The organism is Bacteroidota bacterium (assembly GCA_016721765.1).
In the GTDB taxonomy this organism is placed as follows: Bacteria; Bacteroidota; Bacteroidia; order UBA4408; family UBA4408; genus UBA4408.
In genome coordinates this window covers 2071110-2093142 of sequence record JADKHO010000001.1, presented here as the reverse complement: position 1 = coordinate 2093142, position 22033 = coordinate 2071110, and the positions used below count along the sequence as shown (strand labels likewise).

The following is a 22033-nucleotide window of genomic DNA, read 5'->3' as shown; positions in this document are numbered from 1 at the left end:
CTTTTGCATCGTTAAAAATCCAAACTAAATGAAAGGTAAAATATATATGGTTTTACTTCTCCGTCCTCCACTCCCCATGCCCAATCGGCGCGAATAAAATATCCAAACAAACGGCTTCGTAAACCAAATCCATATCCACCCACAATCGGTTCGCGTTGGCTTTTTAAGAAAACTTTAATGGGCTGTTGCGAAATCGTTTCGGTATTAAATGAATTGTCGTTAGAGTAGGGCGATTTGCCTGTCCAAGCAGCACCTACATCCCCAAAACCAATAAGTTGAAAGTTGTTTAAAAAATCGCTTTTGAGAGGACGGTTAAATAAATAATTAAAAATAGGGAATCGAATTTCACTGTTTAAGACCGCAAAACTATTACCGTTTCGAATGTTTTGGTTAAACCCACGAAGGTTGGTTGCCAATGTTTGATACCCATAATTCTGCGAATAATCGATGGCTTGTTTATCATTGAAGGTGCTGTATCGCCCCACATTTAGCCAATTGTCGACACTTCCGAGATAATACACCAATTTTTGTTTTCCAAAAGAAGTGGATGCCGCCAAGCGATTTGCCCAAATTAAACTGCGGTGAATTTTTCGATAATGTCGCACATCAAATCCCAATACCGACATATTAACTTTGTTCTTATTGAGTTGATTAAAATACTCTCCAAAAATTTTGAACCGGGTGCCATTGTATAAATTCAGACCTTTGTTAATCGTATTATCAAACACATACTCCAATTTAGCAATGCCCCAATTTTCATATTGAGTAGCTTGTTTTAAACCTTGCAAATCAGACGATAAAAAAGTTAAGCGATCATTGCGGTAAGCAATACTTCCACGTACACTTGCCACCTCGCTAAATGGATATTTTAAAATATACTTTGCCTGCTGTGTCAGCACCTTAGGAGCTCCTGCCGAACGCACAACCGGAAAACTCTGACGGTGCAACACAAATTGCTTGTCCCATCGGTGCACCCTATTTTCGTAACTCACAAAAAACTCATTGCTTTTTAAATCTGCCGAAAGGCGCATGGCACCAACAAAGCGATAATCTTCAAACAAATCACTTATTCCAATTTTTAACAATCCATTCAATCCGGGATTAAAATAAACTGCACTTCCGGTAAATTTTTGATAATTGGAATTCAAAAAACCATAATCCAATTGCGATACAACTTGATCAACATTAAATATCAAATTATAGTTTCGTTGTTTAGGAATCTCTAATACATTGCCACTTGCTGTCGGAAGTATACTTAAGGATTGGTTAGATAAAAAAGTAGTACGCGTATTGCGGCTTGTATCCTGACTTTCACCAATTTTAATTACTACTTTATTCGATTTTGGCACCTCTTGCTTTGCACTGTTCTGAGCACTGTTTCCCTCTGATTCAAAACGATAATTATTAATGTCAATTTTACCATCCTTGGCTTGCTTTTCTTCGGGCTCCACATAAACTTTTACCGGCTTAATGTGTTTACGCGGTTTAGTTAACGTATCAGAATTAGCCAATCCCACTGCTGTTTCAGCGTTTTTGGGAGCAAATAGTTTAATATCCGATTGTGCTTTGGTATCGTCATACGTTCCCTCGTACAAGCGGTATTTACCATTATAAAAAACTACTTGAGAATACTTTTTTGATTCGGGATTAAAATCCTGTTCCAAAATATTTCGAGAGGTATTGGTAAGTGGCTTCGATACCGTAAAATAACGATAATGTTCAGTAGTATCAACAAAAGTTAAACTGCTGTCGTACTGCGCCACATAGCGATTTATTATTCCATTATTGTCTCCTAAGTAAGCAATGCGCTCTTTATCAAATTGCACCGGATACCGCTCATTAACATTTGGTGTGTTTGTATAGCGTTTCAATACTTTTGATTTTGATTTCAAATCATAAATAAACAAGTCATGTGTGAGTGCAGCTGGTCGTTTACTCAATTCGTCACCAATACGGAGTGTATCTGTATTTCGGTTGGATGAAAAAACAATTTGTGTGGATTTATTTACAAAGCGCGGATTTAAGTCATCATAGGCATCCTGAGTTATAGGAACAGCTGTATTAGCTGCTACACCATAATTGTAAATATCCGTACTGCCATCTTTCACCGCCGAAAAAACAATGTTTTTACCATCGTCAGAATAAGCTAAATCCAATACCTTATCAAAGTCGTACAAAGGCGGATGCTTTTCCTTTTTTTTCCTTTCGATGTTGTAGTAGGTCAAAGCTACTTCGCCCTTTTCTTCGGTAATAATCGCAAACAATTCGCTGGTTGGATGCCAAGCAATAAGCGGATAAGAATAATCATTAATGCGATCGAGCTTTTTCCCAACCTTCATTATTTTTTTTGCTTTCCCTTTTTCATAGTTGTATACAAACAATTTGTATTGCCCCATTTGATTGGTTACATAGGTTGCATATTTACCATCCGGACTGATCTTAAACTGGGTAATGGTTTTAAACTGCTTGGGTCGTTTCACACCACTAAATTCCTTAGCGGGACTTAATGTACTTCTTTCGGTTAACGCATAACGGCCTGAATAATAATTTTGATAATCACGAAATAAATTTTTTAAAGATACACCGAGCACAAAATAAAATCCGCTTTCCATATTCCTGCTTACACTTGTCATGTATAAGATATTTGGAATAACAGCTTTACCATACGTTTGTGCCACATAATTCCAAAGAGAATGTCCAGCATTAATAGCGTCAATACCTTCGAGTCTATTAAATTTACGGTATTTACCTGTGCAAATGCCGTCGCGTGTCCGGTTATCAATTTCTGGATTCCAATCTTCTGCCACAAATTGCACCAAACCTTTTACATACCAATCAGGTAGATTAAGAAGTGTACTGTTTCGCAATTTTTCTTTCCAGTTTCCGCCATACATAATTTGACTCATAAGCACATCCGCAATACCTGCACGAATTTGATGCTCCAGTTTTTTATGATCGCCTTCGTTGTAAATAATCACTTTTGAGCCTACCAAGCGGGTTTGTCCGCCAATGTTAAATTGATCGCTCACTGCAATACCTATGTTGCTTTGCCGAAAATCAGATAACTTGTTATAAATTATGAATTGAATCTTTTCATCAATCGTATAATCGAACAATTTTTCCAAATCATCCATATTTTTTTGTGCTACTTGCGCAGTAAACACGGCCAGTTCCTTACCTCCTAAGTAAAAGTAGGTATCAAACTTTTCAAACTTCATACTTTGCCACAAAAAATCGTTGTATTGAATGCGGTTCTTTCCAAACTCCATTTGCAATCCATTATAGAACTGTGCCTGAACTGTTGAACCTAAAAGGAAAGTAAATAAAATGGCGCTATTAAACCATTTTTTGATTGCCAATCGCATAAATGCTTCTCAAAATTATAGGTAGCTAAGGTAATTAATTTTGCTTAGAGCAGCATTCACAAATGTTAAAGCTTACTTTTGCACCCACTTTTTAGAACGATATGATAACCATACAACCTTTTACCTTTAATCCTTTTCAGGAAAACACGTATTTACTTTTTGATGAAACCCTAGCATGTGCCATAGTTGACCCGGGATGCAGCAATGCCACTGAGCGAAAAACACTTCAAGATTTTATTTCTAAAAATAAACTCAAGCCGGTAAAATTACTTAACACCCATACCCATATTGACCATATATTGGGCAATAAATTTGTTGCTGATACCTATCAGCTAGACTTGGAAATGAATGAGAACGATTTGAAAACCCTTGCCAGCGGGACGGTTTCAGCAGCCATTTTTGCCATAGAGTATGAAGAATCTCCTCAGCCAAAAGTATTTTTGAACGAAGGCGATATCGTAACATTTGGAAACACTCAACTCGAAATTGTATTTACCCCGGGCCATTCCATGGGAAGTATTTGCTTTTACAACCGGGCGCATAAATTCATCATTGGCGGCGATGTACTTTTTTATCAAAGCATTGGCCGGACTGACCTACCGGGAGGTAATCACGCACAATTGTTAACGAGTATTCGCACCAAATTATTTTCCTTACCGGATGATTTTATCGTATATCCCGGACATGGGCCAACTACTACCATAGGGTTTGAAAAGAAGAACAATCCATTTTTGAATTAATTTTAAACTCAGTGGTCCGACCACTGAGGGGAGTATTTACAAAAAAGCCGCTCAAAATTTCTTCTGAACGGTTCCTATTAAATTTATAGCAATTAAATACTTTTAATCTTTTCCTTGTGCTTAATTACTTGCTTACTTAAAGCATCAATCGCAGTATCCACAGCCTCTTCAAATGTTTTACACTGCTTTTTAGCAAACAACTCTTGCCCCGGAATATGAATTCGTATCTCGGCAATTTTGTTTGAACTATCGTCTGACTTGTCGATTTTTAAAAACACTTCACTCTGTATGATGTGGTCATAAAAATGCAGGAGTTTATCCATTTTTTCGGTTATAAAATCCAGCAATTTTTTGTCCGCATCGAAGTGGATGGATTGAATTTTAACTTTCATGTTTTTGTTATTAAGTGAATACTAAAATTTGTTACTTGATCAAGTAAAGTTTTATCATGCTTTTGGATGGGCTTGTGAGTGAATATTTTTTAATTTTTTAATCGTATTGTGCGTGTATACTTGGGTTGCCGAAAGACTGGCATGCCCCAGTAATTCCTTAATTGCATTGAGTTCCGCACCATTATTTAACATATTGGTTGCAAAACTGTGACGCAACACATGCGGACTCTTCTTTTTTGCAGTGGTAACGTTGCCTAAATTGCGCTTAACCAAATCGTACACAAATTTAGGATACAATTTTTCACCTTTATTGGTTACAAAGAAATAGGCAGCATTGGGAAAACTCTTTTTAAGCACCATCAAATATTTCTGCAATTGTTCTTTGGTGAAAAAAGATATTGGAATGATGCGCTCCTTATTACGTTTTCCGAGCACTTTAATGGCATTGTTATAAAAATCAAAAGAGTAGTGATTTAAGCTGATGAGTTCGCTTAAGCGGATACCGGTTGCATAAAACAATTCGATAATCATTTTATCACGCATCCCTTCATAACCTTCTTTAAACTCAGTAAAATCGAGCAAACGGTCCATTTTTTCCTGTTCCACATATTCTGGCAGCCTTTTGCTATTTTTTGGGGCTACAATTTTTAACATAGGGTTCAGACTTACTTCGCCTTCGCGTAGTAAAAACTTATAATATGTCTTGAGTGTAGTAATTTTTCGGTTTATGGAACGCGGGCTAATTTCTTGCTCCATCATTTTTACCAACCACGTTCTAATAAAGGTGTGGTTTACTTCTTTAATGTCAGTCAGGTCGTATTCGGCTTTTAAAAAATTGTAAAACTGCGTGAGGTCGTTGCTGTAAGCAGTAACTGTGTGAGGAGAGAATCTTTTCTCGTATTGGAGGTACTCAACAAATCGCGCTTTCACCATAAAAAGAAAAACTTACTTCAGATACCAATAACTGTATCAAAAGTAAGTTTTAAATAATATAAAGCGAAATAATTCTTAAGAATTTTCTTCTGTTTGATGTAATTTTTGAACGTAAACAGCTTTTATTTTTTGCATACGTTTAACAACAGATGGTTTTGTGAACTTTTGACGGTCACGCAATTCTCTAACCATGCCTGTTTTTTCAATCTTCTTTTTAAACTTTTTTAGTGATTTCTCAATAGATTCACCATCTTTAACGGGTACTATAATCATGTTATATTATTTTTCGTTTTTAAATTGGGACTGCAAAATTAACAATTAATCATAATTGAGCAAATTATTTTAATATTTCACGGGCAATCACTATTTTTTGAATTTCGCTGGTTCCTTCCCCAATGGTGCATAATTTTGAATCGCGGTAGTACTTTTCGGCCGGAAAGTCTTTTGTATAGCCATATCCACCAAAAATTTGCACACCATTATTGGCAGCACGCACACACACTTCGCTGGCATAATATTTTGCGTATGCTCCTTCTTTGGTCATTTTTAAACCACGGTTCTTTTTATCGGCTGCTAAAAAGGTAAGTAATTCGGCTGCTTCAATTTCGGTTGCCATATCGGCCAACATAAAGGATACACCTTGAAAATGTGAAATAGGTTTTCCAAACTGCTGACGTTCTTTCGAATATTTTAATGCAGCTTCAAAGGCACCACGAGCAATACCTACAGCAAGCGAAGCAATTGATATCCTACCACCATCCAATACTTTCATGGCTTGTATAAATCCATCCCCTTCTTTACCTAACATTTGGCTCTTGTGCACGCGGCAATCTTCAAAAATAAGTTCTGCTGTTTCGGAAGCTCGCATTCCCAATTTATTTTCCTTTTTACCCGATTTAAAGCCTGGTGTTCCTTTTTCAATAATAAATGCGGTCATGCCATGAGAATCGCCTTTTTCGCCGGTACGGGTTATTACTACCGCAACGTTTCCACTAATGGCATGGGTAATAAAATTTTTTGAACCATTTAAAATATAGTAATCGCCGTCCTTCTTCGCTACCGTGAGCATCCCGCCGGCATCCGAACCGGTTGCGGTTTCGGTTAATCCCCAAGCTCCAATCCATTCGGCTGTGGCAAGCTTTGGCAAATACTTTTTCTTTTGTTCTTCGTTACCAAATTGAAGAATATGACCTGTACACAATGAATTGTGCGCCGCCATCGACAATCCAATAGAGCCACAAATTTTAGATAATTCCACAATGGCAGTAACATATTCGGTATATGAAAATCCTGACCCTCCGTATTCGGTGGGTACTAAAACACCCATCAATCCTAACTCACCGAGTTTCTTAAACACCTCTACCGGAAAAATTTGGGCTTCATCCCATTCCATCATTTTGGGTTTTATATGCTCTTCGCCAAACTTGCGGATCATATCGGCAATCATTAATTGATTTTCACTAAGTGAAAAATTCATTGCTGCGGGCGCTTCAGTTAAAGTGCTCATGGATTTTGGGTTTTAATTTTTTGGGTTATTAATAAGTAACTAAACTAATTATATTAGTTGAATAAGGAGTAATTTTTTTATCCCCATTAAGGAAATCGAGACCAACTAAAAATGCAAATCCGGCCACCGATGCGCCTTGTTTTTGGATTAATTCGGCAGCTGCAGCAGCAGTACCACCAGTGGCGAGCAAATCATCATGCACCAGAACATGCCAACCTTCCTTAATTACATCCAAATGCATTTCCACCTCAGCCGAACCGTACTCCAAATCGTATTTATGCGAAATCGTTTTATAGGGCAACTTACCCTTCTTCCTCACAGGAATAAAAGGTACACCCAACTTATTGGCCAACATCATCCCAAACAAAAAACCTCGGCTTTCCACACCTACAATAGCATTCAATTTAGTATCCGCAAATTTGCGCACAAATTCATCGATGATTTCGGAACACAATCGGGCATCTTCTAAAATTGGTGTAATGTCCTTAAAAATAATTCCTTCAATAGGAAAATCCTTCACATCGCGAATCGCCGCCTTAATTTTATTTACCAACATATTTAATAGATAATGACCTGAATAAGTCGTGCCAATTGCCTCGTAATAAATGATTCGCAAAAGTGCTTAATCCAAAGTCAAATAGGGTGCAATTTTACGGAACAATTCTTCATTTACCAAAACCGCCTGACGGATGTCCTGAAGCTTAGTAAAATCGCCATGTCGGTCGCGGTAAAGGACAATGTTATTGGCAATATTGTAATTTAAGTAAGGATGCTTTTTAAGGTCCGACACATTACAATGGTTGATTGGGATTTTGCGCACCATTGCTGTGTTAAGTGTTAATTGGGGTATAATTTTACTTACTGTTTCGGTGTCAACTCCCCACACTTCATACAATTGTTTGAACGATAAAAAACCACCTAATTTTTCACGGTAATTTAAGATGCGTTTTGCAAAGGCGGAACCAATTCCTTTAATAGCTTTAAGTTCTGCCGTATCGGCCGAATTAAGTTCAACCTGCTGAGGTGTTTCCTGCTTTTGCGCAAATGTTTGCCTTTTATTAAGTGTATCTCCTTTTTGCTTGTCCCAATTAGATTCAAAATTATCACGTTTCTCTTTCTCAGGTAGCTGAATAAAAGGTTCCAATTGCAAATAAAGGCTTTCAGAAATACCATATATTTTTTTAAGGTCCTCCTTTTTAAAAAATTTCCCGCCCTTTTCTTGATAGTGGGTTATGGTGGTGATTTGTTTGGGCGATAATCCCAATTCCTTCCAACTTTCAGGGCTTTGAGTATTCGGATTAAATGGAAACAAGTGCGGCTCAGGCTTTGAATGGGAAATACCCGAATTGAAATTGCCTGAATTCTTTACCTGACTTGATTGTAGAACGGTATCTGAGAAGAGTGCATTCCCTTTATCAGCGGCCTCCAACTCCTTTAAGATGTTATCGAAAGTAACAAAATCAACTTTTTTAGTTGGAATAAGTGCGTTTAGAATGCTTAACGTAAAGAGCAGCGCAAGAATCAGAAATAGCAATACAAGTATACCATTTCGATCCCCTTTATTAAATGTAAAATAATCCTTTAAAAACTGCTTCATTGTGAACCCAAGTAATTGGTTCAAAAGTAAAGCAGGCTTTGCCCTTATAAATTTGAGCGAAGGGTGATTTTAGGATGATTTTTACATCGCATTCAAAATTATAATAAGAAGTAAAATGGAGGTGAAATTCTATTTCTTCCGAAGAAAATAAACCGGAATTCCCAAAAAAACTATTGCTAAACCAAGGCCTGTATTGCGGGTGTCGTAAATCATTAAATCAATGCAGATAGCCAACGTAATAATTATATAAAGAATTGGAACCACAGGATATCCCCATGCTTTGTATGGCCTTGGTGTATTTGGTTCCTTCTTTCGAAGGATAAAAATACCACCAATGGTAAGCATATAAAAAAGCAGCGATGCAAAAGTCGCATAGGTTAGCAAATCGCTGTATTTTCCTGATAAGCACAATAAACATGCCCACACGCATTGCACCACTAATGCAAATGCAGGCACTTGATTTTTATTGAGCTTTTCTGCTTGTTTAAAAAACAATCCATCTTTGCTCATGGCATAAAATAAACGTGCACCGGCTAAAATAATTCCATTGTTACAGCCAAATGTAGATACCATAATTAGCGCTGCCATAAGGTACAAAGCATTGTTGTCAAAAATAATAGATGCAGCAGCTGTTCCCACACGATCATTACTTGCAAATTGAATTCCTTGTGCATAAGCATCAGCACCGGTAGGATCACCATGCAAGGGCAGCAAGGCAAGGTAGGCGACATTTGCCAAGATATAAATTACTGTAACGATTAGCGTTCCTAAAAACAAACTCCGCGGAATATTTTTTTGTGGATCCTTTATTTCCCCTGCTATAAACGTAACATTGTTCCATGCATCGCTGCTAAACAGCGAATTAATTATGGTTGCACCCATGGCACCCATAAGTGCAAATCCTGTTAAAGGCAAAATATGAACTGAGCCATTTTCGACAGTTGTTTTAGAAGCCGCCCACATGTTCGAAAAATTTTGTGCAAGTGTATCGCTCTTAAATCCCCATGCCAATCCCAACACGATTAATGCAAACAAGGCAATAAGTTTGGCTGAAGTAAAAACAAGTTGCACTACTTTACCGCTTTGAATTCCTTGAGCATTAATAAAGGTAAGAAACACAATTAAAGCCATCGCCAATAATTGAGCGTAACTAATTTTAAAGCTTGTAGAAAGGGAGACAAAATCGGCAGTTAAGCCGGGAAAAAACACAGCGGTATACTTTGCAAAAGCCACTGCAACAGCTGCAATTACTCCGGTTTGTATTACTGTAAAAACGGTCCACCCATATAAAAAGGAAGTTAATTTCCCGTAGGCGCGCTGAATGTAAACGTATTGTCCGCCTGCATTGGGCATCATTCCTGCTAATTCGCCATAACTTAAAGCGGCTGTAACTGTTATGAATCCGGTAATCACCCAAAGCAAAAGTAAATAACCGGATGAACCAATATCGCGTGCCATAAAAGTGCTCACAATAAAAATTCCGCTGCCAATCATGGAGCCTGCAACTATGCTCGTTGCATCCAATAAACCAAGACTGCGTTTTAGTTCAGTTTGTTCAGCCATAGCGTTATTTCCCGGGATTATTGAGCTTGCTATTTTTTATGCTGTAGCCAAAATAAATAACAAAGCCAATAGCCAACCAAATAATTAACCGCAACCATGTGTCACCAGGCAATGCAAGCATCATAGCCAAGCAGGATAAAATTCCAAGGATTGGAACCAAGGGCACCAGTGGTGTTTTAAAAGCCCGCGGTAAATCGGGTTGCTTTTTGCGTAATACAATTACTCCAACACATACTAAAACAAAAGCCAGTAATGTTCCAATGCTGGTCATTTCACCTACCACACGAGCAGGCACAAAAGCAGCAAACAAACTCACAAACAACATAAATAATAAATTTGATTTTGCCGGAGTTCCAAATTTAGGATGCACGTTTGAGAATACTTTTGGCAATAGCCCATCTTTCGACATGGAGAAAAAGACACGTGATTGACCTAAGAGCATAACCATAATCACCGAAGAGTAGCCGGCAAGAATGGCAATGATTATTGCTTTATTCAACCAAGGGTAAGCTGGTACGATAACTCCATCGGCACCAGCAGTTCCCATATGGTCGATTGCTACTGCAACCGGAGCAATGCCATCGGCACCTTGAAAACTGGTATAATTTGCAACACCGGTCATAACGTGGGCAAATAAAATATAGAGGATGGTACAAATAAATAAGGATAGCAAAATGCCAATTGGCATATCTCGCTTTGGATTTTTAGCTTCCTGTGCAGCAGTGGATACCGCATCAAATCCAATATAAGCAAAGAAAATTATACCAGCAGCACGCACGATACCACTCCATCCAAAACTTCCAAAATCGCCGGTATTAGCAGGTATATATGGTTGATAATTGGCGGAGTTGATGAAACCCCATCCCAAGGTTATAAAAATTAATACAACGGCCACTTTTAAGGCAACAATAATGTTGTTAACCGCTGCTGATTCTCTTGTTCCTCTTACGAGCAAAAGCGACATTAACACTACGATAAATATAGCCGGAAAATTAATCATTCCATGCACCACCGATCCGTCGGCTAAAGTGGCTGAATCAAAAGGAGACATGCTGAATTGGGCGGGCAAATGAATATCGTAATAACCTAAAAATTTTGTAAAATACCTCGACCAACTTATAGCTACCGTTGCGGCACCAACTGCATACTCTAACACTAAATCCCAACCAATAATCCATGCAATAAACTCTCCCATGGTAGCATAAGAATAGGTGTAAGCACTTCCCGCTACCGGAATCATCGAAGCAAATTCAGCGTAACATAATCCAGCAAAACCGCATGCAACTGCTGCAATAACAAATGAGATGGTTACTGCAGGTCCTGCGTTGTAACCCGCTGCTCCTCCGGTTATGGAAAACAAGCCTGCTCCAATTATTGCGCCTATACCCAAGGCAACCAATGAACGAGCCCCGAGCGTTCTTCGCAATCCACCGTGCTCTTCAGACGATTCAACTTGCAAGGAGCTAATTGTTTTTTTTATCCACAGGTTTGCCATACAGAATGAAATTGTTTTAGGTTAATAATGGGCTAATATAAAAAAAAATTGATTGGATGCTTTTAATCAGTGCAACAACTAGAGCTCAAAGATTACTGACTGATTATAAGAGCTCCCAAGTACAAAAAAATTATATTTGCCATTACATCAAAACTGATTATGACTGCCCTTCTTATTATTGTATTTGTTATTGGTTATTTTTTTATAGTTGTCGAATCCTGGATAAAAATTAACAAGACTGCCACCTCCTTGTTAACCGGGGTGCTTTGTTGGGTGATACTTTCCGGTGTAAAAGGCCCCATGCTTGTCATTCCTGAACTTGGGCACCATTTAAGCAGTCTTTCTGAAATTTTATTTTTTTTACTGGGTGCCATGACCATTGTTGAGTTGGTAGATGCGCATCAAGGCTTTGATGTTATTGTGAGCCGCATCAGTACTACAAAAAAAGTAAGATTGCTTTGGATTGTGAGTTTACTTGCATTTTTTTTATCGGCTATACTCGATAATTTAACCACTGCAATCGTTATGGTTTCTTTGATACGGAAACTAATTCAAGATAAGAACGATAGAATGCTTTTTGCAGGCATGATAATTATTGGTGCTAATGCAGGCGGGGCTTGGTCTCCAATTGGGGATGTTACAACCACAATGCTTTGGATTGGAGGGCAAATTTCAGCACTTAATATTGTGCTTAAACTATTTTTGCCTTCCCTTATTTGTTTGCTTACTCCTCTTATTTACCTCAGCTTTCGGTTAAAAGGTAATGTCCAAACACCTGTGGATATTGAAAATGAAACTAAAAAGAACATTCGACCAATAGAGAAAAATAGTGTTTTCTTTGCAGCCCTTACGCTCTTGTTCTTCGTCCCAGTTTTTAAGCTGCTCACGGGCATGCCACCTTATATGGGAATTTTATTGGGATTGAGTCTGTTATGGATTTTGACCGAAATACTTCACAAATCAAAAAATTCAGAATTTAGGGCTCAATACTCTGTTGCTGCTGCTTTGCAACGAATAGACGTTCCGAGTATTCTATTTTTTTTAGGAATATTACTTGCAATAACAGCACTTGAATCGGCCGGAATATTAGGTCAACTTGCAGTTCAACTCAATACCCTCACGCAAAGTAAAACGATTATTGCTTTAACCATCGGGGTCTTATCAGCAGTGGTGGATAATGTTCCCCTTGTAGCTGCAAGCATGGGAATGTACGACTTTAAAATGGATGATTTTTTCTGGGAATTTATTGCGTATTGTGCTGGAACAGGTGGCAGTATATTAATTATTGGTTCGGCGGCTGGAGTTGCTGCGATGGGTATGGAAAAAATTGAATTTGGTTGGTATCTCAAAAAAATTGGCGGTTTGGCGCTAGCAGGCTATTTAGCAGGCGCAGCAGTTTACCTTATTACATCATACCTTTTTTAATGTATAACTATGAATTTTTTCTCAAAATGCCCTTCATTACTTCGTAAGTAAATATGATAGTTTGAAGCCGGATAATTGCTAACATTTAACTTAAACTGATGCTCCCCTTTGGGCAGTGTTCCTTTCCAAATTTGTTCCACACAAATCCCCTTTTCGTCAAGCACATCGAGCACCGCCAGCGTGTTTGATTTTAAAATTAAATGTATTTGCAGTTCCTTGTCGGCAGGATTGGGTTGCACGTAAATTTCATGCAAGTTAAGCGCATAAGTTTCCTTATCGGTTGGAGTACTTAAGGTAAAATTATTCTTATAGATTTTATTTCCTGAGGCGAGTAAAGTGGACGCATTCAAACGAATAATACGATTTACACTCACTCCAAAATTTACATAGGTCCAACTCAATCCGCCGTTGGTTGTTTTAGCCATTCCTTGCTGATGTTGTTTTCCTAGCCAACCAACACTATCGTTAATAAAACCTACCGAACCAATGTCAAACATTTGTGATAAACCCGTTGAATGTTCTGTCCATGTTGTTCCAAAGTCGGATGTTTTAAAAAAGCTTGCATTCCCAAAATTTTCAACAGCTGCATAACCCACGCCACTTGGCAGCATGTCTATTTTCCAGGAATAGGTAGTATTAAAAGCTGAAATTCCAACTTGCACCCAATTTAATCCCCCATCGTTAGTTTTTAAAATTACAGCCTTTTTATTAGGAGCCAAACCAATTCCGCCAAGAATATAGGTATTCGTGTCGAGCATTTGACATTCCACCAGTCCGGATGCAAAGGCACTCATATCAGTAAGTGCCCATGTTTTACCCCCATTGGATGATTTAATGAATTTTGCAGGTTCGGCATAAACTCCTACACCTATTATTACATTTCCAATATGTGCCAATCCACAAATACCATCGTGTGCAGCTGAAATAGCAGTATCAATTATAAAAAAAGAATTGCCCCCATCGGAGGTTTGATACAAGTGTGCCGGGACAGCGTCGGGCAACGTACCTACAAATCCGAGCGTATCGTTAATAAATTCAATACTTCTGATATAGGCACCCGGTTGAAAAGTGCAAGTTGGCGTCCAGGTATTGCCACCGTCAATTGTTTTATAAATGGTCCCATCTTGCCCGGTCCACCCTACCGTATCGTTAATAAATGACACATCGTCAAAACGACCTAAAGTGCTTGAAGGGCTGCCGGCAACAGCGGTCCAATTGCCTTGCGAAAAACAGCTTGTGGAGATAAGGAGCAGCAGTAAATTCAGTACACTTTTTTTCATTTGGCTTGAAGAAGCATATAAAAATACAAAATTTCAGATCCTTTTTTTCATTAAACGGGCTTGCATCATTGGAATTAAGTCACAATAAAGATTCCGAAGTTGATCATGTATGCTTTTGCATTCCACTTGCAAGGAAGCAGATAGTTCCTTCCTTTGCTCGATACAGTTGATTAATGCGGCAATCATTTTAAAAAAGTGGCGGTAATTCTTGTGTAATTCTTCCGATTTTTGATTGATAATGTATTTCGTGTTTCGCAAGGAAAGTTGTTTTGCAAAATCAAAATCGCCTTGAAAGAAAAAATAAATATTTTCCAAAGCCCGCAATTGAATCTCGAAAGGAAGGTAAAACGATTTTTCATTAATCTCCATCCCCAGTTGAATATACTGAAGTGCTTTTTTAAACTCACCAATACTTAAATACAATTTTGCATAAGTAAGCGCTCCTCTTGTAGCATAAATATCGTTCTTTTTATGTATGCAATCATCAAAATAAGTTGCCGCCAATTCTTCCGCTTTTTCGTATTTTTTTAAAAGTATGGCACTGATCGCATACTGTTCGCAGTGATAATAAAATCCATACATGGCCTGATCAATGCCTTCCTTAAAAACTTCCTGATATAAATCGAAAGCAGCTTGCTCATTGTTAAAACCCAATAAAGCATCTGCGTAAAGCAAGCGCAAAAATTGATGAATATTAATGGGAAAAAACTCCGCAATCTTATCCTTCAACTGTATTGCCTTTTCCAAGTAGCTAAGCGACAAGACAGCATCCTTCCGATAATATTTATAAAAATTACAAAGTGTTCGGTACAAATAATAGCGTGCTAAAAAATGTTCGCTACTTGTCAACTCATTTTCCATTTTTAAGAGATCCGCTTCGCTATACCCAAATTTTTTAGCCGGGTTTTTACTGGCAGCATATCTATTGCAATCGGCAAAAAGCAAATGAAAAGTAACATATTTATCGTCCGATAGGCTTCGTTTTTCTAGCGCTCCTAGATAAGCATTACCTACCTCTTTTGTGAGTCTATCATCATAAAATTTGTACGGTAAATCAATCAACATGCGAAACAGATTTAAATAATATGGACTCGCGTGTTTGCCTTTTAATTGATCCTTGATTTCATTTTTGAGAATTGGATAAAGCTCTTTTCTACGCAGCCATAATAATAATTCATAGGATCCTTGTGGGACAAAATGAGCATATAATTTATCCAGAAGTATGGAATTAATTTTATAATAATGACTTTGTGTGATTTGCAATTGGGAACAGATTTCCTCCGGACTTGGAATTTCATCGCAGGTGTATCGAAGTAAGGCATTTAAAACTTCACGCTCCTTGCCAATTAACCTCAGTTTATTGAGTTGTAAAAGCTCCTCTTCATTTAACGCGGTAAGCAAACCATGTAGCCAACTCATACTTGATTTTAGTAAGATAATTTAATTTTAGGCAAAAGTAATTTCTTTTGGCTTAATTTACTCACATTTCTTCAAAAGCCTTTAAATTAAGGAAACAACGACAGAAGTTTATCCGGAAATGGGAGAAAAAACAGTGTTCTTATTTGAATTTTTAAATTTAAGGGAACAATCGTATATTCGCAGCCCAAATTAAAAATTTATATATATATAAAGCGTATGACAGTTTTAGGTAAAATCAGACAGCGATCAGGTTTGTTGGTAACAGTAATTGCTATTGCATTATTAATATTTATTCTTGAACAAGCCTTGGAATCAAAGAATTCCTTCTTTTCAGGCGATCAAAAAAGAGTGGGTGAAGTGAATGGAAAAAATATTTCCATTGACGATTATCAAGCCCAACTTGACCAAGCTATTGAAAGTCAAAAAGAAAGAGATAAAAAAACTACTGTCGACGACAATACAATGGAGTCGCTGCGTGGACAGGTTTGGAACCAATTGGTGTACCAATACACCATGGAACCTGAGTACAAAGAATTAGGAGTAACAGTAAGTGTAGACGAATTAGATGATATGGTTCGTGGTAAAAACCCGCATGCATCCGTAAAACAAGCGTTTACAGATCCTAAAAGTGGTCAGTTTGATCCAGCTTCTGTTACTAATTTCCTAAAAAACATGGATAAGGATGAAACCGGTGCTACAAAGCTTCGTTGGTTAAATTTTGAAGACGCAGTTAAAAAAGAACGTATTGCTGCTAAGTTCAATAACCTAATTAAAGGTGGGCTTTATGTTACAAAAAGCCAAGCTAAACAAGCATACATCGATAACGAGCAAAAGGTGAAATTTTCTTATGTATTGCAACGTTACAGTAACGTGCAGGATTCAGCTGTTAAAGTAAGCGACGAAGAAATCCAGAAACAATACAATGAAAACAAGAATAAATATAAGCAAGCAGAAACAATGCGTTCAATTAGTTACCTCACTTTTGATGTAACTGCTTCTCCAAGCGATGTGCAAGCTACACAAGAGCAAATGAACAGAGTAGCAGCCGACTTTAAAACTGCTGCAGTTGATTCCGATTTTGTGAATGCCAATTCTGATAACAAATATGTTGCGAGTTTTTACAATAAAGGTATGATGGATCCTTTTACAGACTCATTGCTTTTAAATGCTGCTAGCGGATTTGTATATGGTCCGGTTTCCATGGGTAATTCAATTAAAATTTACAAAGTAACCGGAATTAAAATGGTTCCTGATTCTGTTAAGGCACGCCATATTTTAGTTAAGATAAACAACGGAAACACCGCAGCAGCAAAAGCTAAAGCCGATAGCTTGAAAGGACTTTTAAAGACCAAAAAATTTGATGAATTGGCCAAAACAAATTCTGAAGACCCTGGTTCTGCTATTAAAGGTGGTGATTTAGGATGGTTTAGAGATGGAATGATGGTTAAACCATTTAACGATGCTTGTTTCAACGGTAAAGTGGGTGATATAGTGGTTGTTGAATCTCAGTTTGGTATTCACCTCATTGAAGTAACCGGAAGAGGCATAGAAAAGCGAAAAGTGGAAATTGCAACAATTGATCGCTCTGTAGAACCAAGCTCTCAAACCTTTCAAGCCATATATGGAAAAGCAAGCGAATTTGCAGGTAAAAATACTTCTGCTCAATTATTTGATTCAGCAATTGTTAAACAAGGACTTAATAAAAGAATTGCTGACAATATCCGAGAAACTGACCGCAATTTAGCAGGCTTAGAAAATGCGCGTGAATTAGTACGTTGGGCATACTCAGCTAAAAAAGGAGATATTTCAAAAGTATTTGAATTGAGTAACAAATATGTAATTGCTCAATTAACCGAAATTAAAGATAAAGGTATCCTACCTTTAGATGCCGTTAAAGCACAAGTAGAAACCGAAGCGAAGAAAGAAAAGAAAGCACAACAATTCAGTTCATCTTTTAAAGCTGCAATGGCAGGTGTAACATCACTTGATCAATTGGCACCAAAAGTAAAATCAACTGCCGAAAAAGTGGAGAATCAAACTTTCGCAAATTCAAGTGTGATGGGCGTGGGAAGAGAAGGTGCTGTGGTTGGTAATGTATTTGCCATGAAGGTTAATAAAATTTCAGAACCTATTAAAGGGGATGCCGGAGTATTCGTGGTTCAAGTTACGGAGATTACACCACCTGCTGCAACCAAAGATTATAAAGCAAATCAAACACAAGTTCAAGGTGCATTAAAGCAACGCGTAGATTACGAATTGTTTGAAGCATTAAAAGATAAGGCCGATGTGCAAGATAATCGTGCTAAATTCTATTAAGAATCGGCAACTTAAAGCATAAAAAAACCCTGAGCAAATCGCTCAGGGTTTTTTCTTTTATAACCTTGTTTTAATAATAACGCAAACGCATTACACCTGATAATTGTTTCGCAAGACGCATTACTTGACGGGTATATCCATACTCATTATCATACCATACATACAACACAATGTTCTTACCATCTTTTGATACAATTGTTGCCGGGCTATCAAAAATAGAGGAACAAGGATTACCAACTAAATCAGAAGATACTAATTCATTGCTGAAAGAATATTGAATCTGCTCTACTAATTCGCCTTTTAAAGCAGCATCTTTCATAATGGAATTCACCTCATCTTTACCTGCCAGTTTTTTAATGGTTAAACTCAAAATGGCTAATGAAACATTCGGGGTGGGGACTCTTACTGCATTTCCGGTTAGTTTTCCGGCTAAATGCGGCAATACTTTGGCAACCGCTTTATCTGCTCCCGTTTCGGTAATTACCAGGTTTAATGCAGCAGATCTGCCACGACGGTATTTAGCATGGTAATTATCCAATAAGTTTTGATCGTTTGTATAGGAGTGAATGGTTTCGATGTGGCCACGTTCAATGCCTAAACTTTCTTCTATTACTTTTAAAACCGGAACAATTGCATTGGTTGTACAAGATGCCGCCGAAAATACAGTTTCTTTACTGTCGTATGCTTCGTGATTTACTCCAAAAACAATATTAGGAATATCCCCCTTACCAGGGGCTGTCAACAATACTTGGGCAACACCTTTCGCTTTTAAGTGCTTACTTAAGCCTTCACGATCGCGCGCAACACCTGTGTTATCAATTAAAAGTGCATTATCAATTCCGTATGATGAATAATCAATATCCTCCGGATTTTTTCCGCTTAGCATCAATACGCTGTGTCCATTAATTACAATGGCCTTATTTACCAAATCCTCCACAACGGTTCCCGGAAAAGGACCATGCACCGAATCTGTTCGCAACAAATCAGCACGTTTACTAATATCCTCATCGCTGCTGCTGCGCGTTACAATGGCACGTAAGCGGAGTTGTTCTCCTTTTCCTGCTTGCGTTACCAGTTCGCGGGCTGCTAATCTTCCTATTCTACCAAATCCGTATAGAATTACATCTTTTGGTTTAATGGTCTTTTTTTCAGAACCTAAAAATCCGGCTAATTTATCTTCGATAAAATGTGTAGCACTGATGCCCATTTTCTTTTCTACCAACCATTCAGCGCCCAATCGTCCAATATCAATTCGCGACGGAGCGATGTTGCGTAATTTTGCGATTTCTTTCGCAAGCAAGAGTGTGTCCTGAACGTTTATGGGTTGTTTGATAATGTTTAAAGCATACAAATGCAAATTCAGAATCTCGCTTGCACTTCTATCTACTAATTGATTTCGGAAAATAATTAGTTCAACAGATTTGTCAAACCATAAATTCCCAATTACATTAATTAATTCTACGGCTGCTTTTTCGCTCTCAATCCACACGTTAAGCTTACTTTCGTAGTCGTTTTTGGCTTCGGCTGTTTTCATTATTTTTAATTTTTTTAAGGTTGGAAAAGGAATTAGGCTTTTTTGATTTTAAACGGATAAACCGATTAAAAACTGCGACAAAATTATTTAAATTTTTGAGATAGATAAATCCCCTCCATATCCTTAACGGGATTATGATTTCACCAAAATAGAATAAATGGGCTACTAAGTCCTTAGCTGCAGCATTCCCCCATCCACATGTAACACTTGGCCACTGATCCAACTTGCTTTTTCGCCACTTAAAAACTCGGCCATGTTAGCTATGTCTGCAACTGTTCCGATCCTTTTCAGGGGATGTCGTTGTGCGTTGGCATGTATCTTTTCATCCGTATTTAATAATCCGGCCGCCAAGGGAGTATTCGTTAACGATGGAGCGATGCAATTTACCCGAATGCCCGGTGAAAGCTCGGCAGCCAAAGCTCTGGTTAATCCTTCCAATGCAGCTTTTGAAGTGGAAACCAAGGAGTGAAAATTTAGACCCAGTTGAGCCGCTACACTTGAAAACAATAAAATAGAAGACCCTTCCACCTTTTTCAATTTAGGCAAAACGGCTTGAATTACCTTAATTGCACCTATAACTTGCAGGTTAAAATCTGCGTCAAACTCCGAAGGTTTAATCCTATGAAAAGGCTTTAGTACAATTGTTCCCGGACAATAAACGAGACCATGCAACTCATCAGGCAAAAAACTAAGCTCTACTGCTTCATCCAAACAATTTAAAGGATGATAGGAAAGGTTGTGTGTTTCCTCAGAAGGCTCATGGCTATTATACGTGCCATACACCCGGTTATTTTTTTCGCACAGCTGCAAAGCCAATTGTCTGCCAATTCCGGAAGATGCTCCAATAATTAAGTAGTTTTTCATAGGGTGATAACAGCTTTCACTTGGGATTGTTTTGTAACGTAAATCAAAATAATAATCGTAATGCTGCTTTACTTTTCAACTAATATCTTCTATTACAACTCGCTGCACAATTTCCCTTTTTTGTTTGTATTATAATAAATAACTTGCTGCATCTAAAAACAGCATGACAGACAAGGAAAGCTTTGAAAAATTAATGCTCAAAAATTTTGTACATGAGCCTACAATTGGTCAAAGTAAACTCATTAAGCAACTTACGGCATTTGCTTTTTCTGAAAAAGAAAATTGCGTTTTTTTGCTAAAGGGTTATGCCGGTACAGGTAAAACCAGTATTGTAGGAGCATTGGTAAAAACGCTGCCTACATATAAAATTAACTATTTGTTGCTGGCTCCAACCGGGAGAGCAGCAAAAGTCTTAAGTAACTATTCCCGCAAACCTGCTTTTACCATCCATAAAAAAATATATACGCCTAAAGCGGATAAGGATACCGGAGGGCCCAAATTTGTTTTACAAGCCAATAAGTATGAAAATACTATTTTTATAATTGACGAAGCGTCCATGATTGGCGATGGCAGTTCAGCGCAAGATGCCCCCATTGCCGGAAGCAGAAACCTCCTGGATGATTTAATGCAATTTAGCATGCAGGGAAAAAATTGCAAATTGCTTTTCATTGGGGATACGGCTCAACTTCCTCCAGTTGGTTTGGATCAAAGCCCTGCTTTGAGTTTAGACTACCTTAAAACGACTTTTCCTCTCACCATTCATTCATTAGAATTGACTGAAGTAATGCGGCAAGCGGAAGAATCGGGAATTTTGAGTAATGCTACCGCCTTACGCTATGCTATTAAAATGCAACGCGAAGAAATACCGAAATTTAGTTTGGAAGGCTTTTCTGATATTCATCTAGTGCACGGTAACGACTTAATGGAAGCATTGGGCGACTCCTTTCGAAAATATGGAGAAGAAGGCACAATGGTGATTTGTCGCTCCAATAAGCGCGCTAACGCTTACAACCAGCAAATTAGAAATCAAATTTTATGGCGCGAAACAGAATTGGCAGAAGGTGATTTACTTATGGTGGTTAAGAATAACTATTACTGGTTACCGGAAGAATCGAAAGCCGATTTTATTGCTAATGGCGATATTTTAGAACTAAAAAAAATAAAACGATTTACGGATAAACATGGTTTTCGATTTGCAGATGTTACTGTAAAAATGCTCGACTATACTGACGATGAAGAGTTTGATTGCAAATTAATTTTAAACACCATTAGCTCCGAATCTCCTGCTTTAACTTTTACCGAAAACAACAAATTATATCAGTCGGTAGCTGCTGAATACATGAATGAACCCCATAAAGGAAAACGCTTTTTAAAAACAAAAAATGACCCTTTTTTTAATGCCCTTCAGGTAAAGTTTGCTTATGCAGTTACCTGTCATAAAGCACAAGGAGGCCAATGGCCCAGCGTTTTTGTGGAACAAGGCTACCTTACCGAAGAGATGGTTAATACAGAATTTTTACGTTGGCTGTATACTGCAATTACACGCGCTTCTTCAAATTTATACCTGCTCAATTTTAATGCTGAATTCATTAAAGAAAGTTAA

The 22033-nt window shown here is 37.8% G+C and carries 17 protein-coding genes; 4 read left to right on the top strand and 13 right to left on the bottom strand.

Annotated features, from left to right (window positions below; genetic code table 11):
• Positions 1-11: 11 nt before the first annotated feature.
• Positions 12-3365: a PD40 domain-containing protein gene (locus tag IPP32_07765; protein MBL0047973.1), complete on the bottom strand. Its 3354-nt coding sequence runs from the start codon at positions 3363-3365 to the stop codon at positions 12-14.
• Positions 3366-3466: 101 nt separating this feature from the next.
• Here IPP32_07765 and IPP32_07760 point away from each other — a divergent pair, with 101 nt between their 5' ends.
• Positions 3467-4105, top strand: a complete 639-nt coding sequence (locus IPP32_07760; protein MBL0047972.1) for an MBL fold metallo-hydrolase — start codon at positions 3467-3469, stop codon at positions 4103-4105.
• Positions 4106-4197: 92 nt separating this feature from the next.
• On the opposite strand, the gene raiA is transcribed toward IPP32_07760, so the two are convergent.
• The 8 genes from raiA to IPP32_07720 all read right to left on the bottom strand — a co-directional run bounded on the left by raiA (position 4198) and on the right by IPP32_07720 (position 11592).
• On the bottom strand, positions 4198-4497 hold the full coding sequence (gene raiA / locus IPP32_07755) for a ribosome-associated translation inhibitor RaiA (GenBank protein ID MBL0047971.1): 300 nt from the start codon (positions 4495-4497) through the stop codon (positions 4198-4200).
• 54 nt (positions 4498-4551) lie between these two features.
• Entirely contained in the window at positions 4552-5430 is an 879-nt protein-coding gene (locus IPP32_07750) for a tyrosine-type recombinase/integrase (GenBank protein MBL0047970.1), read from the bottom strand.
• 75 nt (positions 5431-5505) lie between these two features.
• Positions 5506-5703, bottom strand: coding sequence for a 30S ribosomal protein S21 (locus IPP32_07745; GenBank protein ID MBL0047969.1), 198 nt, complete (start codon positions 5701-5703; stop codon positions 5506-5508).
• A 64-nt stretch (positions 5704-5767) separates the two neighbouring features.
• Positions 5768-6907 carry an acyl-CoA dehydrogenase family protein gene (locus IPP32_07740; protein ID MBL0047968.1) on the bottom strand — a complete coding sequence of 380 codons (1140 nt, stop codon included), beginning with the start codon at positions 6905-6907 and terminating at the stop codon, positions 5768-5770.
• 58 nt (positions 6908-6965) lie between these two features.
• Entirely contained in the window at positions 6966-7493 is a 528-nt protein-coding gene (locus IPP32_07735) for an adenine phosphoribosyltransferase (GenBank protein MBL0047967.1), read from the bottom strand.
• Positions 7494-7559: 66 nt separating this feature from the next.
• Positions 7560-8534: a helix-hairpin-helix domain-containing protein gene (locus IPP32_07730; protein ID MBL0047966.1), complete on the bottom strand. Its 975-nt coding sequence runs from the start codon at positions 8532-8534 to the stop codon at positions 7560-7562.
• A 129-nt stretch (positions 8535-8663) separates the two neighbouring features.
• Positions 8664-10097 (bottom strand): amino acid permease, encoded by a 1434-nt coding sequence (locus IPP32_07725; protein MBL0047965.1) that lies wholly within the window; start codon positions 10095-10097, stop codon positions 8664-8666.
• 4 nt (positions 10098-10101) lie between these two features.
• Positions 10102-11592 carry an amino acid permease gene (locus IPP32_07720; protein ID MBL0047964.1) on the bottom strand — a complete coding sequence of 497 codons (1491 nt, stop codon included), beginning with the start codon at positions 11590-11592 and terminating at the stop codon, positions 10102-10104.
• A 159-nt stretch (positions 11593-11751) separates the two neighbouring features.
• Here IPP32_07720 and nhaD point away from each other — a divergent pair, with 159 nt between their 5' ends.
• Positions 11752-13017 carry a sodium:proton antiporter NhaD gene (gene nhaD, locus IPP32_07715; protein ID MBL0047963.1) on the top strand — a complete coding sequence of 422 codons (1266 nt, stop codon included), beginning with the start codon at positions 11752-11754 and terminating at the stop codon, positions 13015-13017.
• Here nhaD and IPP32_07710 read toward each other — a convergent pair.
• Together IPP32_07710 and IPP32_07705 are read right to left on the bottom strand one after the other, a co-directional pair.
• Positions 13014-14297 (bottom strand): hypothetical protein, encoded by a 1284-nt coding sequence (locus IPP32_07710; GenBank protein ID MBL0047962.1) that lies wholly within the window; start codon positions 14295-14297, stop codon positions 13014-13016. The two genes, nhaD and IPP32_07710, sit on opposite strands and share 4 nt — an antisense overlap.
• A 33-nt stretch (positions 14298-14330) precedes the next feature.
• Positions 14331-15716, bottom strand: a complete 1386-nt coding sequence (locus tag IPP32_07705) for a hypothetical protein (protein ID MBL0047961.1) — start codon at positions 15714-15716, stop codon at positions 14331-14333.
• A gap of 216 nt (positions 15717-15932) precedes the next feature.
• Between IPP32_07705 and IPP32_07700 the strand changes: the two genes are divergently transcribed.
• Entirely contained in the window at positions 15933-18032 is a 2100-nt protein-coding gene (locus tag IPP32_07700; protein ID MBL0047960.1) for a SurA N-terminal domain-containing protein, read from the top strand.
• A gap of 70 nt (positions 18033-18102) precedes the next feature.
• On the opposite strand, the gene IPP32_07695 is transcribed toward IPP32_07700, so the two are convergent.
• Entirely contained in the window at positions 18103-19566 is a 1464-nt protein-coding gene (locus IPP32_07695; protein MBL0047959.1) for a glyceraldehyde-3-phosphate dehydrogenase, read from the bottom strand.
• 165 nt (positions 19567-19731) lie between these two features.
• Complete coding sequence (locus tag IPP32_07690) at positions 19732-20430, bottom strand: SDR family oxidoreductase (GenBank protein ID MBL0047958.1); 699 nt, start codon at positions 20428-20430, stop codon at positions 19732-19734.
• A gap of 163 nt (positions 20431-20593) precedes the next feature.
• On the opposite strand from IPP32_07690, the gene IPP32_07685 reads away from it, so the two are divergent.
• Positions 20594-22033 carry an AAA family ATPase gene (locus tag IPP32_07685; protein MBL0047957.1) on the top strand — a complete coding sequence of 480 codons (1440 nt, stop codon included), beginning with the start codon at positions 20594-20596 and terminating at the stop codon, positions 22031-22033.

Coding starts and splice junctions, on each gene's coding strand:
- IPP32_07735 (MBL0047967.1), bottom strand. CDS start 7,493: ATGTTGGTAAATAAAATTAAGGCGGCGATTCGCGATGTGAAGGATTTT.
- IPP32_07685 (MBL0047957.1), top strand. CDS start 20,594: ATGACAGACAAGGAAAGCTTTGAAAAATTAATGCTCAAAAATTTTGTA.
- IPP32_07745 (MBL0047969.1), bottom strand. CDS start 5,703: ATGATTATAGTACCCGTTAAAGATGGTGAATCTATTGAGAAATCACTA.
- IPP32_07740 (MBL0047968.1), bottom strand. CDS start 6,907: ATGAATTTTTCACTTAGTGAAAATCAATTAATGATTGCCGATATGATC.
- IPP32_07720 (MBL0047964.1), bottom strand. CDS start 11,592: ATGGCAAACCTGTGGATAAAAAAAACAATTAGCTCCTTGCAAGTTGAA.
- IPP32_07705 (MBL0047961.1), bottom strand. CDS start 15,716: ATGAGTTGGCTACATGGTTTGCTTACCGCGTTAAATGAAGAGGAGCTT.
- IPP32_07725 (MBL0047965.1), bottom strand. CDS start 10,097: ATGGCTGAACAAACTGAACTAAAACGCAGTCTTGGTTTATTGGATGCA.
- IPP32_07695 (MBL0047959.1), bottom strand. CDS start 19,566: ATGAAAACAGCCGAAGCCAAAAACGACTACGAAAGTAAGCTTAACGTG.
- raiA (MBL0047971.1), bottom strand. CDS start 4,497: ATGAAAGTTAAAATTCAATCCATCCACTTCGATGCGGACAAAAAATTG.
- IPP32_07765 (MBL0047973.1), bottom strand. CDS start 3,365: ATGCGATTGGCAATCAAAAAATGGTTTAATAGCGCCATTTTATTTACT.
- IPP32_07690 (MBL0047958.1), bottom strand. CDS start 20,430: ATGAAAAACTACTTAATTATTGGAGCATCTTCCGGAATTGGCAGACAA.
- IPP32_07750 (MBL0047970.1), bottom strand. CDS start 5,430: ATGGTGAAAGCGCGATTTGTTGAGTACCTCCAATACGAGAAAAGATTC.
- nhaD (MBL0047963.1), top strand. CDS start 11,752: ATGACTGCCCTTCTTATTATTGTATTTGTTATTGGTTATTTTTTTATA.
- IPP32_07730 (MBL0047966.1), bottom strand. CDS start 8,534: ATGAAGCAGTTTTTAAAGGATTATTTTACATTTAATAAAGGGGATCGA.
- IPP32_07700 (MBL0047960.1), top strand. CDS start 15,933: ATGACAGTTTTAGGTAAAATCAGACAGCGATCAGGTTTGTTGGTAACA.
- IPP32_07710 (MBL0047962.1), bottom strand. CDS start 14,297: ATGAAAAAAAGTGTACTGAATTTACTGCTGCTCCTTATCTCCACAAGC.
- IPP32_07760 (MBL0047972.1), top strand. CDS start 3,467: ATGATAACCATACAACCTTTTACCTTTAATCCTTTTCAGGAAAACACG.